The organism is Arthrobacter sp. GAS37, assembly GCF_044908325.1.
GTDB classification, from domain to species: Bacteria; Actinomycetota; Actinomycetes; order Actinomycetales; family Micrococcaceae; genus Arthrobacter; species Arthrobacter ramosus.
The window spans coordinates 1-14,282 of the sequence record NZ_JBIYDB010000040.1 but is presented as its reverse complement, the minus strand read 5'-3'; the positions used below and the strand labels follow the sequence as shown (position 1 = coordinate 14,282).

Below are 14,282 nucleotides of genomic sequence, written 5' to 3'. Positions count from 1 at the left end.
TGTCGAGGAGGACCGGTCTTTCAGGGAACCGCTGCCGCTTTGGACGAGCAGTCAGCTCGGGATTTGGATCAGCTGGGAGCTCCCGCTGATGGCGTTGATCGCCGAGAGGAAGATCGGGCCAAGTGCCGTTCCGCTCCCGGCGCAGTAGAAGTAGTCTCCATCAGAATTTTCGGCGGCGATCTGAGCGGGTGTGGAACAGGCGTTTGCCGTACTCGGATTGCCCTGGGAGTCCGGCGATGCTGCAGCGGCGAGGACATCGCGCACATACGCTCCACTACCCCCGCACCGTGCTGTGCCTAAGTTGTACCCGACGGTAATAATCAGGATTCCACGCGCCTTGGCATCCGCGGCCACTGCCAAGAGATTGTTGCACGCTGTGATGCCATTGGAACTTCCAATGTCTCCGGGAGTCGACACAGATGTGGATCCGGCGACATCAGGTTCGTTGGGCTCACCATCCGTCTCCAGAATGATGGCATTGCGAGGCGTTCCCGAACGCGCAGGCAGACTCCCCAGGTTGTTGGGGTCGAAGCCCAGAAGGTATCTTGCTGCAGCCTTCATTGGCGATGCGAGGCTGGTGCCTGTGCCCGAGTGGGCCAGGCACTGCAGACCCTTGACCAGATTACTGCTGCTGTTGAGCGCCGGTGGTGTCGCTGAGGTCGTGTAGTCGTTGGAAAAGGGAACCGGGAGCCAGGGGCCGCTTGTTTGTGAGCCGGAGGGGTTGGTGATGCAACCGGGAGTGGAGCTGCTGCGGCCGATGGTGCCTAGTGCCACGTATTGCTGGGTGTTTGTCATGGTCTGCAGTGTGCTCTGGATCCCCGACTTAAGTGAGGACAGATCAGCGTCGCTCATACTGCCTGTCCGGTCCGCGACAATGGCAACATTCATGGGGTTCGGACTCTGCGCACCGCAGGATCCGCGGCATGCGTTCGAGGACAAAGACCCAGTATTCCCGGTGTTTATGCCAATCACTGGCGCGAACGCGAAGGGGACATTCGTAGAGGCGGTCACAGTTATCGAGTTGCAGGTGTGGCCGCTTCCCGCTACGCAGGGGATCGCGCAGATCGTCTCGTTGCACTTGGCGCCGGCGACGGTTCCCGGGTCGCAGACGCTTGGTACTTGGCCGCTGGCCACAGTCTTGGAGGCCCCTGTGGAGCCGACCACACACCAGAATTTGACGGTGGGGATTGTGCCGGGATCGTTCGAGTTGGCGTACGAGAGCGCAGCACTCTGTGCCGTGGCGGGATCGTTCGGGAGGGAGGCCACACCCGCCAAGGCGGCGGCATCCAGGGCGTTGCTCAGGTGCTGGCGCTCGAAAAGCAAGTGGCCGAAATCGATGGCCAACGCTACCGAGCCAAAGAGCACGGGAACCAGCAGCGCAAAGATGAGAATCGACGCGCCCCGCTCCCGGCTCGTCGGGTCCGGACGCCGAGCCCCGTGAGCAATTCTGTGACGCACCGGGCTCCCACTTTCGCCGATACCGTCTTCGGTATTACCGTCTCTATCGTTTAGAGAGTGCATGATCCTCCGCTCCAAGCCTGTGACCCTGAGGTCACAGCCGCTGTGCCTTCCATTTTCATGACCGCTTTGGCCTCGAAAAAGCCGTTGAGTGCCCACGAGTAGAAACCCGAGAGGGACGATTGGGGGTAACGCAAGCAGACAACCATGACTCCGGGAGCGCCGCCCGAGGTATCCACGACGAATTTCACCTGGAGTTTGGTTGTATCCATCAGTCCATTCGCCTGGTTCGCGGACGCGATGACGTCGCCTTGCGTGACGCCTTGGCGTGCACTCTCGCGCGCGGCGCCCTGGAGGCTGATACTTTGCCCCAACGCCGTGCCGAAGTCGATGACCCCAAGGAGCATGGAGAGAAGCAAGGGGAGGACGAGGGCAAATTCAACGGCCGCCGCACCTCGTTGCCGGACATTCCGTTTCGCTGCACTTCGTGCCCTGAATCTAGACATCAGTGGCTCCTTCAAAAGGTGTTGTGGGTACCTGAAGACTTCCGAAAAATGTGTGGTCGTGGGGAGCTAGTACGCTCCGGCCATGCTGTCCATTACTTTGATAACTGCCGGCCCGATGATCACGATGAAGAGCGCCGGGAGGATGCAGAACATCAGCGGGAATAGGACCTTCACGGGCAGCTTCATGGCCTTTTCTTCCGCACGCTGCCGGCGTTTGATTCGCATCTGCTTGGCCTGGGAGCGGAGCACATTGGCAATTGCAATGCCGTAGATGTCGGCCTGGACGATAGCCGCGACGAAACTCCGAAGATCCGGCACATCGGCGCGTTCGGCCATGGAGAGGTAGGCGTCCTTGCGGGTTCGTCCCACCTGCATGTCCTGAAGCGTCCGGGCTAGCTCTGCAGCAAGTGGTCCTTTGCCATTTTGACCGGCCCGGGCAATGGCCGTTTCGAAGCCGAGCCCGGCTTCGACGGAGATAAGCATTTGATCCAAGGTGTTGGGAAGTTCAAATTCGATGGCCTTTTGCCGTTCGGCGCCGCGGCCGTGGATCAAGATGTCCGGCACGAAATAAGCCAGCGTTGTGAGGACAATTGCCACGAGCACGCCGCTTCCGCTGGGCGACTTTAACAGGACGAGGATCGCCAGGACCGCGACGATGAGTGCCAGGGCTGGTTTGGCCATGAGGAGGCGGTCAAGCCGAAAGCGGGCCGGCCGGCCGGCCTTCGCGAGAAGCTTGTCGAGCCACGCGGCGTAGCCTTTGGGGGTAATCCGAACCCCTAGGGGCGCGGATTGCTTTGCTTCGTTCGTTGAAAGCGCCCCGGCCCCGGTGTCAGCAATGAGGTTCCGGCCTCGATTCAAATTGGAACGAACTGCCGCGTATCCCCGCCGATCCACGGATACTACGGACCACACAATGTATGTAGTGGGAACGATAATGATTGCCACGATCACCCATGCCATTGTCGTCATGATCTCTCCTAGAACTTGATCTTTATGACTCGACTGAGCCAGAAGGCGCCGGTCATGAGTAGCAATGTCCCGACCACCAGCATGATCCAGCCCAAGAAGGTTGTGTATAGAGTTCCTACGTAGCTGGGATTTGCAACGCTCAGCCAAAGGAACACCAATATCGGCAAGCCTGTGAGGATGTAGGCCGACAGTCGACCCTCCGCACTCAGGGACTTCACTTGCCCCTTGATTTGGGATCGTTCCCGTATGGTCTCGCCCACATGGTCCAGGACTTCTGCCAAGTCCCCACCCACTTCGCGGTGGATTTCAATCGCTTGCCCCGTCCAGTCGAAGTCCTCGCTGCGAAGGCGATGTGCGGCATCCTGGATGGATTCCCGGAGCTCGCGGCCCAGCCTGGTTTCATTGACGATTCTTGCAAGCTCTTCGGACGTGGGTGCCTCGGTTTCCTTGGCGACGGCATCCACCGAGCGGAGAAGACTGTGGCCGGCCCGCAGGCCACCGGCCAGCATTTGCAGGGTATCGCCGAGTTGGTCTTCGAATTTTGCGCGCCGCCGCCCCGTCAGGAACTTCAGGAAAATGATGCCAGCCATCGGGGTGGCCAAAAGGAACAGGACGCCAAAGGCTATTCCATTAATAAAGAACCCGACAAACCCCGCAGTGACGGCAGCGCATCCCACCAGCAGGATGAAGTCTGCCTGGCCCATTTTAAGACCGGCCTGATCTAAGGACTCGCGGCTACCGAAACTGGCGCCGCGGCCGACTCGGCGTTCGACGAACGAGGTTGCCTGATCAGTGGCCTTGGTGAGCAGAGAGCGGCTATCGGAGACCCCGGGGCGTCTGCGGGACAAGGCAATTGGGCTGCGACCAGATCCCAAAGTAACGAGCAAGAGGATGCTCAGCGCGACAAAACACAGCCCTACGCCGATTGCCAGGAACGCTGGGTTGGCGCTGGTCATCTAAACGCACCCCCCACCGGCACCGGAGCAAAAACCGACGGAGAGAGGTTGATTCCTAGATCGACGAAGTGATCCGCAAACCGGGGACGTACCCCCGTCGGAACCGGCCGTCCCAGGAAGCGTCCATTTGCATCGACCCCTGCTGAGTAATCGAACACAAATGCATCCTGGAGCGTGACGATATCCCCCTCCATGCCCTGAACCTCCGTCACATGCGTGACTCGCCTGGTTCCATCTCGAAGCCTTGAAATGTGAACAATCAGGTTGATCGCGGAAGCGATTTGTTCGCGGATAGCACGGAGGGGCAAATCCATGCCTGCCATGAGCACCAGGGTTTCCAAGCGGGCAATCGCGTCGCGTGGGGAGTTGGCGTGCACTGTGGAGATGGAACCATCGTGGCCAGTGTTCATCGCTTGAAGCATGTCCAGGGATTCCCCGCCGCGGACTTCACCGATGACGATGCGGTCGGGGCGCATACGGAGGGAATTTCGTACAAGGTCCCGGATGCTGATTTCGCCCTTTCCCTCGATATTGCGCGGGCGGCTTTCCAAGCGGACAACGTGATCCTGCTGCAGCTGGAGCTCCACTGCATCCTCGATGGTGACGATTCTTTCGTCAGCCGGAAGGAAGCTGGAGAGGACATTCAACAACGTGGTCTTGCCGGTACCCGTACCGCCGGAAACAACAATGTTCAACCGAGCCTGGACACAGGCATGAAGCAATTCGGCCATTTCGGGGGACATTGTGCCGAAGGAGATCAGCTTCTCCACGCTGAGTGGGACGCGGCTAAATTTGCGGATAGTGAGTGCTGAACCGTTGATGGCAAGGGGGGCAATGATGGCGTTGACGCGGGAACCGTCGGAAAGCCGCGCGTCCACCAAGGGGGAGGACTCGTCGATGCGCCGGCCGACTTTGGTCACGATGCGTTCGATGATGCGCCGGAGGTGCTCTTCGTCGTTGAATTTGGCACCGGTAAGATGCAGCCTTCCGCCCCGCTCGACGTAGACTTTTTCTGCTCCGTTGACCATGATCTCTGTGACGGCTTCTTCTTCCAGGAATTTCTGGAGCGGGCCGAGTCCGAGGACGTCGTCGATGATTTCCTGGACCAGACGCTGGCGTTCAGAGAGAGTCAGCGGAATTTCGTCCTGTTCGATAATGACTCGGAGTTCGTCCTTGACGTACTGGTGCAGCTCAGCCTCGTCCATGGATGAGTCGGTGATTCGGCTCCCCATCCGTTCGTACAGTGCGGTGCCGACACGTTCTTTGACCGCATTGAGCGCTTCATTGGTATCTGATGCCTCCCTCGCACTGGAATGGCTAGGAGACTGGCCTGCGCCTGTGATCACGGGGGCGCCCCAGGGAGCGGACTCGCTAGTGTTTGGAGGTTCCGCGACGGCGGTTTCAATCCCTCGGGCGGCTTGGAGTCGTCTGCTGAGGCTCATTGGACTACTGCCCTTCTGTGAAGTTTCTTGTGGGACCGTTCTTCCCAGTCGGGTTTGAATCGCTCAACCAATTGCGCCAGGCCTTTAGCTGCTGGATCTCGGGTTCCGTCTTGAAGTAGCGGCACCCCTTTGTTGGTGGAGTACGGCACCGTCCGGGACCGCGGAAGCACGACGTCGACGGGACAGCCGATCGTGGCCTCCACGTCTTTGAGTGTGAGCCCGCTGCGACGGTCTGCGAAATTGAGGATGACGTGACGGTGTTCACTCAATAAGCCAAGCTCGTTGAGTATGCCGAAGCCGGTTCGGAGGCCGCGGATACTGGGGATGTCCATGCCGCACACCCAGACGGAATCGGTGGCGACCTCGAGCGTGGAGAGGACGTGTTCCCCTAGGCCCGGAGCGGTATCAACCACGACAAATTGAAACTCTGTGGAGAGTTGCTGGATCAGATGAGCCACTTGGGCGCCGGAGATCTTGTCAGAATCCACCGGATTCAGAGGAGCGCAGAGTGCATAGATCCCGGCCGGGTGTACGGAGAGGTAGGATTTGAGGACCATGCTGTCTTGGACCGCAGCCCCTTGTACTGCATCGGCTAGAGTCCGTTCCGGTTCCAGCATGAGTCCTGAAGCGACGTCACCAAACTGCAGATCGAGATCCAGGACCACGACTCCCATGGGGGCGACTTTGCCAAGTCCTACCGCGAGGTTGGTGGTGACGGTTGTCTTGCCGACTCCTCCCTTGGGCGACATGACGGAGATGATCCTGCCAGCGCCGGGGTGGCTTTCAACGGAATTGCCGAGTCCGCGCCGCCGGCTTGCTGCTGCCAGGCTGGAGCGCTCCAGCATGGCCCGGATGTCATCAGACTGGGCGTGGGGTGCAAGAAGATCCCGGACGCCGGCACGCATGGCCGGCAGGGCGATATCCGCTTCCTTTTCCGTGACAACAACGATGCTAATTTCTGGGTATTGGAGGTCGAAGAGGCTGGCAAGCCGAATTGAGTCCTCCATCGGGAGGCCAGGGCCCAGGAGTATTACTTCAACGGGTTCGCCTGTCAGTATTCGGAGGATATCGTCAGGGCTCGGTGGCAGGTAATCGGCGACGATCACATGGATGGCGCCATGGAGTCCCTTCGTAGCTAGCCGGGCGCGGCGTTCGAAGTCTTGGTCTGGCGTGATTAGCACGAAACGGCTCATCGGAACACATCTGCCTTCTTGACGACTGCGGGCGCACTTTCAGTCGTTGATGCTGGCTCTTTGGTGAGCCAAATCGTGCCGAATTGTGCGGCCAAGGCTAATTTGGCTGAATCGACGTCGTTGCGGGCAAGGGTGACCAGGAGTGACCCGGAAGGAAGCTCTGTGTTGGCCTGCGCTTTGGGGTCTTGAGTCGTCGTAGAAGGTTTGGAATCTGCGCGCTGGACGCTGGTAACCAAGACTTTGTGGAAGACCTGTTGGGCTGTTTCCCCAGCGGCACCGTCCGCAAACAGCACAATGACGCCGACAGTGTCTCCGGCTTGTATGCGGCCACCGATGACCCGCTGGGCCTCCAGCTGGACGGAGATTTCCTGCATTCCAGGTGGAACGGGAACCGATCCCGGGGCTGCCAGCGTGTTTGGATCTACCAGACGGGCTCCAAGCAGTGCCTCACCCGGGAGCAAGTCTGTTGCAGCCACTTTGCCCTGCAGGCCGTCGAGGCTCTTCAGTGCCCCGTTGGGAACTGAAGCTTGCGGCAGCGAGACGAGTTTCACAGCTGCTTTGATGCTATCCGCAGTTGCGCCGGATGGTATTTGGCTTTGCACCACCAAAACATCGACGGGTTGGAGATCCCGTTGGGCCCGGGCTTCGGCCCCTTGAACGTATGAGACCAGTAGCAGTGTGCCAACAACAGCCAGCACAAGAGCAACAATGCCTCCCAGTAGGCGAGTTTTCACTTGTTCCCCTCACGTAAATCTTATTTGGAAAGTTGAATCGTGACTGCCCCTGTATGTCCAACAAGAATAATGAAATGCTTCTTTGGGGCGTGGCCGGCGTTGGCGGCGACACAATAGAAATGCCCAGGAGCGGTGACTGCGTTGGCGGAACTTTGGCTCCGATCGTCAGCACCGCCCCCGGGCATAATTTCAGCCTCTGGATTACAGGGCCGTTGAAACAGATGTAAACGCTGTGTTGATCTGACCACCCAGGGTGACCACGATCGCCACAATAACCGCCGCTATCAGTGCCACCAGGAGGCCGTATTCAACCGCGGTGGCACCTTTTTCGGACTTTGTCGAGTTCGCGGCTGCGCGGATGAAGCTGATGATTGCGATTGCTGCCCTTGACATCGGGAGCTCTTCGCCCACAGCTAGAGCTTGTTCGAAATGGTAGTGAACGCCGTGTTGATCTGCGTGCCGAGAGTTGCTACGACGGCCACGATCACAGCGGCGATCAGTGCGACGAGCAGCCCGTATTCAACTGCTGTTGCGCCCTTTTCGGAGGAGAAGCGGTTCTTGACGCCGGCGATGAATGCGAGGGTGTGGATCATGAGAGTTGACATTGGAAATACCTTCCCAGATAGGTGAATTTGTCTACGAATTCCAGTTGCCTTCATATCCCGTTTGGCGTTCGGATTTCGATAGGACAAGAATTGCCCCTGGGAGGGTTAACTAACAATGCGTAGTGGTACTCGTCTTTCCATCCCGGGGCAACGCGCACTACTCGAAGATGCGGGTGCGAGTACTCAGTTTTTCTGGCTAAGTACTACTTAAGGGACGAGGCAGTAGTAGCCCGTGGGCCTGAACCGAGCCGCGGGAGAAGGCTCGGCGTCACGCGGCGAGAAGGACCACCCCAAATGCTGCTGCGAACATCGCCGGTCCGTGAGCCACCTCAGCGGGCTTGATTCCGCGTTTCACGCGCAACAGCAGCACCGTCATCACCCCGCCCACCACAAAGCCCAGCAGTCCCCCGTAGAACACTTGGTTCCAGCCCAAGTAGCCCAAGTACATTCCGAGTGGCGCTGCGAGCTTCACGTCGCCCATTCCGAGGCCGCCGGGAGAAATTAATCCGAGAATTAAGTACCCGAGGAACAAAAAGACGGCGCCGACAGCCGCGCGCAGCAGTCCAGACCAGTCCAGAGTCAGTGCGGCCGACATAGTTAACAGACCAAAGCCGGCTGTAAGCAACAGCAGCACCAGTGGATTTGGCAGCAAATGGTGCGCCATGTCCAAGCGGGACAGCTGCACTGCCAACGCCGCCAAGAGCAGGTAAGCCGGGAGCGTCGGGGAGAAACCGAACCGGAGCGCAAGGAGAGCAAACACGGCTCCGGTGGCCGCCGCCGTCGTGATCCGGACTAGGGGGGAGGGTAGGCCGCCAAGCCGCGGCAGGGATCGGGCTATCAGAACCTCCGCCAGAGGGCTCGTGAGCAGCCCCAGGAGCCCGAAGGCGGCCACAAGCAAGGGCTGGGCGGCAGTTGCTGTCACGGTATCTCCTAGGAGCTTAGAAGCGGTCTCAGTTGTTCATGCTTGTTGCCAGCCAGCCTATTTTGACCCTGAAGCTCCTTGCCGCTATTGTTGATAGTCGTTGTGCGTGTCCTTTCTCGATGACACATGCCCGCTTGGGGATCCAGTTGCAGGATCGTTAACTCGACAGGCATATCGGGACTTCGGGATAACTGGTACATAGAGCCCTCACCTCTGCTCCGGTAACGCATACCTAGTAGGCACACGCTTCAAGCGTGCCGCCTAAAACATGAACGCCAGAACAAGAACGAGGCAAAACCGTGCGTACGTACACCCCGAAGCCCGGCGATATCAACCGCCAGTGGCACGTCATCGATGCCACCGACGTTGTCCTTGGTCGTCTTGCCAGCCAGACCGCAACACTGCTGCGCGGAAAGCACAAGCCGACCTTTGCGTCCCACATGGACATGGGCGACTTCGTCATCATCATCAACGCTGAAAAGGTCGCCCTGACCGGCGCCAAGCTGGAGCAGAAGCGCGCATACCGCCACTCCGGCTACCCGGGCGGCCTGACCTCCGTCAACTACGCGGAGCTGCTGGAATCCAACCCGGTCCGCGCCGTGGAGAAGGCCATCAAGGGCATGCTCCCGAAGAACTCCCTTGCTGCCCAGCAGTTGGGCAAGCTCAAGGTCTACCGTGGTGCAGAGCACCCCCACGCAGCCCAGCAGCCCAAGACTTTCGAAATCACCCAGGTCGCCCAGTAGTCCTGGCCACCAACCAACTTTTAATCAAGGAGAATCGTGGCTCAGAACGAAGAACTGACCACCGAGGCCGTTGTGGCTGAGGAAAACCTGACCAGCTACACCTCGGAAAGCGGTCCTGCGGAAGCAGAAGCGCCGAAGAAGGAGCGCCCGGCACTGACCGTTGCCGGCGCCGCAGTTGGCCGTCGTAAAGAAGCCGTTGCACGAGTTCGCATCGTGCCCGGCACCGGCAAGTGGATCATCAACGGCCGCGAGCTGGCCAACTACTTCCCGAACAAGCTGCACCAGCAGGACGTCAACGAGCCCTTCAAGATCCTTGATCTTGACGGCGCCTACGACGTCTTCGCACGCATCCACGGTGGCGGCATTTCCGGCCAGGCCGGCGCGCTGCGTCTCGGCATCGCCCGTTCACTGAACGAGATCGACACCGAGAACAACCGCGCCACCCTGAAGAAGGCCGGCTTCCTCCGCCGTGACGCACGCGTCATCGAGCGTAAGAAGGCTGGTCTCAAGAAGGCACGCAAGGCTCAGCAGTACTCCAAGCGCTAAACACGCTTTCCCGGACTGCGGCCGCTGGCGCGACCACAGTCCGGGGCCCGCAGCGCGGTGACGCGCACGGATCCACAAGCGCTACAAACGCTCTCGGGCACAGCGCCCTGCAGAGGCCCGTTCCGCCATTTGGCGGGGCGGGCCTCTCTTCGTACCCGGCTCTCCGTGGTTCGTGGTGAAACGGATTCCGTGTCTTGAAAGCTGAAGGGCTCGTAGTCCTGCTGTGATGGATGTTCTCTACGCATTCATCAAGAGTCAGGAACTACGAGCCTTGATCGAGCCTACTTCCCCGCGCCCCGATGCTGCCACCGCCATTTTCAACCTGCCCGACTACCGCGTCACCGACACTGAGATCCTCGCTTTCGGGCAGCGGCGGATCCGCGTTGAAGCCACCGCCGAGGCCGGCTGCCCGTGCTGTGGCGTGATCAGCACCCGCGTGCATTCACGCCGGCCCCAACGCCTGCGCGACATCCCCGTCGCGGGCCCGGTCGAAGTGGTCTGGGCCAAGCGGAGATTCTTCTGCGATGAGTATCTGTGCCCGCGGCGGACGTTCGCGGAGGAGACCTCCCAGGTCCCGCGCCGCGCCCGGTCCACCCGCCGGCTCCGCGACGCCCTCGTGGCCGCCGTCATTGGATCCGGACGGGCCGCCGCGGAAGCGGCCTCCTCGTTCGGGGTCTCATGGTGGCTGGTCCAGCGGGCCCTGGACTCCGCGGCACTGACACTGCCTGACGTTGATGCCCTGGCGCCGCGGATGCTCGGCATCGATGAACACCGCTACCGGTCCGTGCGGTTCTTCCGCGATCCCGAAACGAACGCCTGGAAACGGTACGAACCCTGGATGAGCACCATCGTCGATCTGGACACCGGACAGGTGCTCGGGATCGTGGACGGCCGTGACAGCGAGGGCGTCGGAGACTGGCTGTTCGCCCGGCCGCTCCAATGGCGCCTGGGCGTGCAGGTCGTCGCGATCGACCCGTCAGCGGCGTTCCGCAAGGCCCTGCGGATGTGGCTCCCGCGCACCGCCGTCTCGGTCGACGCGTTTTATGCCGATGTCCTGGTTATGCCGATGTCGGTGGGTGGGGGCTGCTGCCGTGGGGTTCCTGCGGTGGATACCTCGGCATAACTCGTGTGGTGCGGGACGCTGGTTCTTCCCTGATTGGAAGGAGCAGGCTCATGCATTCGACTCCAGATCCGACTCATGTTCGGTTCAGCGGCCCGTTGGCGCGATTCGCGGCGGGACTGGCGGAGGAACTCGCGCGGCTCGGTTACACGGCGACTTCAGCGGTGGCCGTGCTGCAGCTCGCTGCGCATTTGTCGCGGTGGCTGGACTCCCAGGACATAGGGCTGGGCGACGTGAGTGGCCGGGTCATCGAGCGGTTCCTGGCCGCCCGCCGCGTCTCCTACACCAGCCACTATTCGCTGCAGGCGCTGGACCCGGTGCTCGGCTATCTGCGCGGTGAGGGGCTGGTGCCGGTGGAACCGGTGCCGATGCCGTCATCACCGGTCGAGACGCTGTTGGCCCGGTATCGCTTGTATCTTGTCGACGATCGCGGGTTGAGCGGCCCGGTCGCTGACGCGTACTCGCATTGGGTCACCCCGTTCGTCCAGGACGTCACTGGCGCCGAGCCCGCGGCGGGACTTGCAGGCTTGACCGCCGTTGACGTCACCGAGTTCCTGACCACGCATCTGCCCTCGATGACGCGGAAGACGGCGCAGATGACCGCGTGCGCGCTGCGGTCATTCCTTCGTTTCCTGCACGATCAGCGGATCCTCCAAGTTGCACTCGCTGACGCTGTTCCGGCGGTCGCGCACCGCAGACTGTCCGGTCTGCCTCAGCCGTTGGACCAGGCGCAGGTCATCGCGTTGCTGGACGCCTGTGACCGGTCTACCGCAGTGGGGCAACGCGATTTCGCGGTGATCACCGTACTGCACCGGCTGGGCCTGCGTTGCGGGGAGCTGTCGAGACTGCGACTGGATGACGTGGACTGGCAGGCAGGCGTCCTGACCATTCACGGCAAGGGCGACCGGACGGACCGGATGCCGTTGCCAGTGGACGTCGGAAGAGCGATCGTGGAGTACCTGCGCGGCGGGCGACCGGAGACCACGGCCAGAACCCTGTTCGTGAAGGCCGTTGCGCCCCATACGCCTCTGGCGTACTCGGGACTGAGCTGCATCGTCGCCCGGGCGGCGCAGCGCGCAGGGCTGGGCACGATCCACGCGCACCGGTTGCGTCATACCGCGGCGAGTCGGGTCCTCAATGCCGGAGCGAGCCTGGAGGAGGTCTCGCACCTGCTCCGGCACGCGAGCCCGACCACCACGGCGATCTACGCGAAGACTGATCAGACTCGGCTGGCCGCGCTGGCACGCCCCTGGCCGGTCGGGGGCGGTGTGTCATGAGCATGATGTCGGCGGACCTCCCGGGGCTGGTCGGAGACTACTTGCTGGTGCGCCGCGCGCTGGGATACAAGCTCGACGACGCCGAGCACATTCTGAACCGCTTCGTGGCCTACCAGCACGCCCGCGACGCACGCACGGTGACCATCGGGGACGCCGTCGGGTTCGCGACGGCACCCCCGGCACGCACGCCCCGCACCCAGGCGCTGCGGCTGTCGGCGGTCCGGTGCTTCACCCGCTGGGCCCACTGTCAGAACCCTGACATCGAGGTCCCGCCGGCCAGGCTTCTCCCGGCACGGCCGACCCGGGTCGCCCCCTACATCTATAGCGCCGGGGAGATCGAGGCGCTACTGGACGCCGCCGACGCGCTGAAGCCCGAACTGCGCGCAGCGACCTACCGGACGCTGATCGGGCTGATGGCCGCGACCGGGATCCGCACCGGGGAGGCCATCGCGTTGGATATCGCCAGCTTCGACCCGCACAGCCACACCCTCACGGTCACCGGCAAGTACGGCAAGGTACGCATGCTCCCGCTGCACCCGACGGTCGCCGCGGCGCTGACCGACTACCTTCACCGGCGGGACCGGCTGCTGCCCGCGGCGGCTTGTCCCGCGCTGCTGATCTCCACCAAAGGCACACGACTTCATCCGTCCGGTGTTCATCCGGCCTTCCGGCGGCTGACGAACGAGGCCGGGCTCAGACCGGCGTCGTCGTCGTGTCGTCCACGGCTCCACGATCTCCGTCACACGTTCGCGGTCTCGACCATGCTCGACGCCTACCGTTCCGGCGCCAACCCGGCCGTCGTGCTCCCGGTCCTGGCAACCTGGCTGGGACACACCGAACCTCGTGACACATACTGGTATCTCACCGGCACCGCGGAACTAATGGCCGCCGCGACCGAGCGACTTCGCTCCCCGGCCGCTCCCTCCCAGCCCGGCGGACGGGGCCGGTCATGACCGGGCTCGCGCCGATCCTGCAAGGGTTCTTCACGACGCGGCTGTGTGACCAGTACGGCGCGAGCGAGCACACCATTGCCGCCTACCGCGACACGTGGCGGCTGCTGTTGCGTTACGCCGCTACCGCGACCGGCACCGCACCGGCGGCCCTGGACCTCTCGCAGCTGGACACCGACCTGATCACCGAGTTCCTGGCGCACCTAGAAACCGAACGAGGCAACACTGTCAGCACCCGCAACGCGCGGCTGGCGGCAGTGCACTCGCTGTTCTCCTACGCCGCGTATCAGCATCCCGAGCACGCCGACACGATCAGCCGTGTCCTCGCGATCCCGGCGAAACGAGCTCAGCGCACCGAGATCACCTACCTCACCCCGCCCGAGGTCATCGCCCTCCTGCATGCACCGGACCGGTCCACCACGGCCGGCCGCCGCGATCACGCGCTGATCCAGGTCGCGGTCACCACCGGAATGCGCGTCTCGGAACTCACCGCGCTGACGGTCGGTGATGTCCACCTCGGCACCGGCGCGCACGTCGTCTGCCATGGGAAAGGCAGAAAAGACCGCATCACGCCACTTGACCGCCAGACCGTCCAAGTCCTGCGGCACCTCACCGCCCGTGCCAGCGCCGACGCGTTCGTCTTCCCAGCCCGCGAGGGAACGCGGATGAGCCACGACGCCGTAGCCGCCCGACTGGCACTGCACACGGCCACCGCGGCCGACGCCTGTCCGAGCCTGACACGCAAGAACGTCACAGCGCACGTCCTGCGGCATTACGTGGACGGCTGGGTTATGTGGCTGGTTGGGTGTTTCCGCTGGTGGGAGCGCCGCTGGAACCGGTTCCGGCCACATAATCCTGGAT

General features: G+C 62.0%; 16 protein-coding genes. 6 read left to right on the top strand and 10 right to left on the bottom strand.

All coding sequences use genetic code 11. The annotated features are described in order from the left end of the window. Nucleotides 1-51: 51 nt before the first annotated feature. From ABH924_RS20965 to ABH924_RS20920, 10 genes are all read right to left on the bottom strand, one after another. Nucleotides 52-1,458, bottom strand: a complete 1,407-nt coding sequence (locus tag ABH924_RS20965; protein WP_404501932.1) for a pilus assembly protein TadG-related protein — start codon at nt 1,456-1,458, stop codon at nt 52-54. A gap of 50 nt (nt 1,459-1,508) precedes the next feature. Next, nucleotides 1,509-1,964 (bottom strand): TadE/TadG family type IV pilus assembly protein, encoded by a 456-nt coding sequence (locus ABH924_RS20960; protein WP_404501930.1) that lies wholly within the window; start codon nt 1,962-1,964, stop codon nt 1,509-1,511. Nucleotides 1,965-2,030: 66 nt separating this feature from the next. Beyond that, complete coding sequence (locus tag ABH924_RS20955; protein WP_404501928.1) at nt 2,031-2,933, bottom strand: type II secretion system F family protein; 903 nt, start codon at nt 2,931-2,933, stop codon at nt 2,031-2,033. A gap of 8 nt (nt 2,934-2,941) precedes the next feature. Further along, nucleotides 2,942-3,889 carry a type II secretion system F family protein gene (locus ABH924_RS20950; protein WP_404501926.1) on the bottom strand — a complete coding sequence of 316 codons (948 nt, stop codon included), beginning with the start codon at nt 3,887-3,889 and terminating at the stop codon, nt 2,942-2,944. Continuing rightward, nucleotides 3,886-5,331: a CpaF family protein gene (locus ABH924_RS20945; RefSeq protein ID WP_404501924.1), complete on the bottom strand. Its 1,446-nt coding sequence runs from the start codon at nt 5,329-5,331 to the stop codon at nt 3,886-3,888. The genes ABH924_RS20950 and ABH924_RS20945 overlap by 4 nt, the downstream gene beginning before the upstream one ends. Beyond that, a complete protein-coding gene (locus ABH924_RS20940) occupies nt 5,328-6,524 on the bottom strand; it encodes a CpaE family protein (RefSeq protein ID WP_404501922.1) in 1,197 nt (398 codons plus the stop codon). Before ABH924_RS20940 ends, ABH924_RS20945 begins: the two co-directional genes overlap by 4 nt. Continuing rightward, the gene (gene cpaB / locus ABH924_RS20935; RefSeq protein WP_404501920.1) at nt 6,521-7,258 is read right to left on the bottom strand and encodes a Flp pilus assembly protein CpaB; all 738 of its coding nucleotides are present in this window, start codon (nt 7,256-7,258) and stop codon (nt 6,521-6,523) included. Before cpaB ends, ABH924_RS20940 begins: the two co-directional genes overlap by 4 nt. Before the next feature lie 201 nt (nt 7,259-7,459). Continuing rightward, complete coding sequence (locus tag ABH924_RS20930) at nt 7,460-7,651, bottom strand: Flp family type IVb pilin (protein ID WP_404501918.1); 192 nt, start codon at nt 7,649-7,651, stop codon at nt 7,460-7,462. Between the two features lie 20 nt (nt 7,652-7,671). Further along, nucleotides 7,672-7,863 (bottom strand): Flp family type IVb pilin, encoded by a 192-nt coding sequence (locus tag ABH924_RS20925; RefSeq protein ID WP_404501916.1) that lies wholly within the window; start codon nt 7,861-7,863, stop codon nt 7,672-7,674. 268 nt (nt 7,864-8,131) lie between these two features. After that, a complete protein-coding gene (locus tag ABH924_RS20920; protein ID WP_404501915.1) occupies nt 8,132-8,785 on the bottom strand; it encodes a prepilin peptidase in 654 nt (217 codons plus the stop codon). A gap of 299 nt (nt 8,786-9,084) precedes the next feature. On the opposite strand from ABH924_RS20920, the gene rplM reads away from it, so the two are divergent. The 6 genes from rplM to ABH924_RS20890 form a co-directional block, all read left to right on the top strand. Continuing rightward, nucleotides 9,085-9,528, top strand: a complete 444-nt coding sequence (rplM, locus tag ABH924_RS20915; RefSeq protein ID WP_024817563.1) for a 50S ribosomal protein L13 — start codon at nt 9,085-9,087, stop codon at nt 9,526-9,528. A 36-nt stretch (nt 9,529-9,564) separates the two neighbouring features. Then, nucleotides 9,565-10,074, top strand: a complete 510-nt coding sequence (gene rpsI / locus ABH924_RS20910; RefSeq protein ID WP_234749102.1) for a 30S ribosomal protein S9 — start codon at nt 9,565-9,567, stop codon at nt 10,072-10,074. Nucleotides 10,075-10,300: 226 nt separating this feature from the next. Further along, nucleotides 10,301-11,197 carry a transposase family protein gene (locus tag ABH924_RS20905; RefSeq protein ID WP_404501913.1) on the top strand — a complete coding sequence of 299 codons (897 nt, stop codon included), beginning with the start codon at nt 10,301-10,303 and terminating at the stop codon, nt 11,195-11,197. 50 nt (nt 11,198-11,247) lie between these two features. After that, the gene (locus tag ABH924_RS20900) at nt 11,248-12,471 is read left to right on the top strand and encodes a tyrosine-type recombinase/integrase (protein WP_404501911.1); all 1,224 of its coding nucleotides are present in this window, start codon (nt 11,248-11,250) and stop codon (nt 12,469-12,471) included. Continuing rightward, nucleotides 12,468-13,424 carry a tyrosine-type recombinase/integrase gene (locus ABH924_RS20895; RefSeq protein WP_404501909.1) on the top strand — a complete coding sequence of 319 codons (957 nt, stop codon included), beginning with the start codon at nt 12,468-12,470 and terminating at the stop codon, nt 13,422-13,424. Before ABH924_RS20900 ends, ABH924_RS20895 begins: the two co-directional genes overlap by 4 nt. Further along, nucleotides 13,421-14,282: tyrosine-type recombinase/integrase (locus ABH924_RS20890; RefSeq protein WP_404501907.1), on the top strand; the 862-nt coding region annotated here is incomplete at its 3' end. The genes ABH924_RS20895 and ABH924_RS20890, both read left to right, overlap by 4 nt.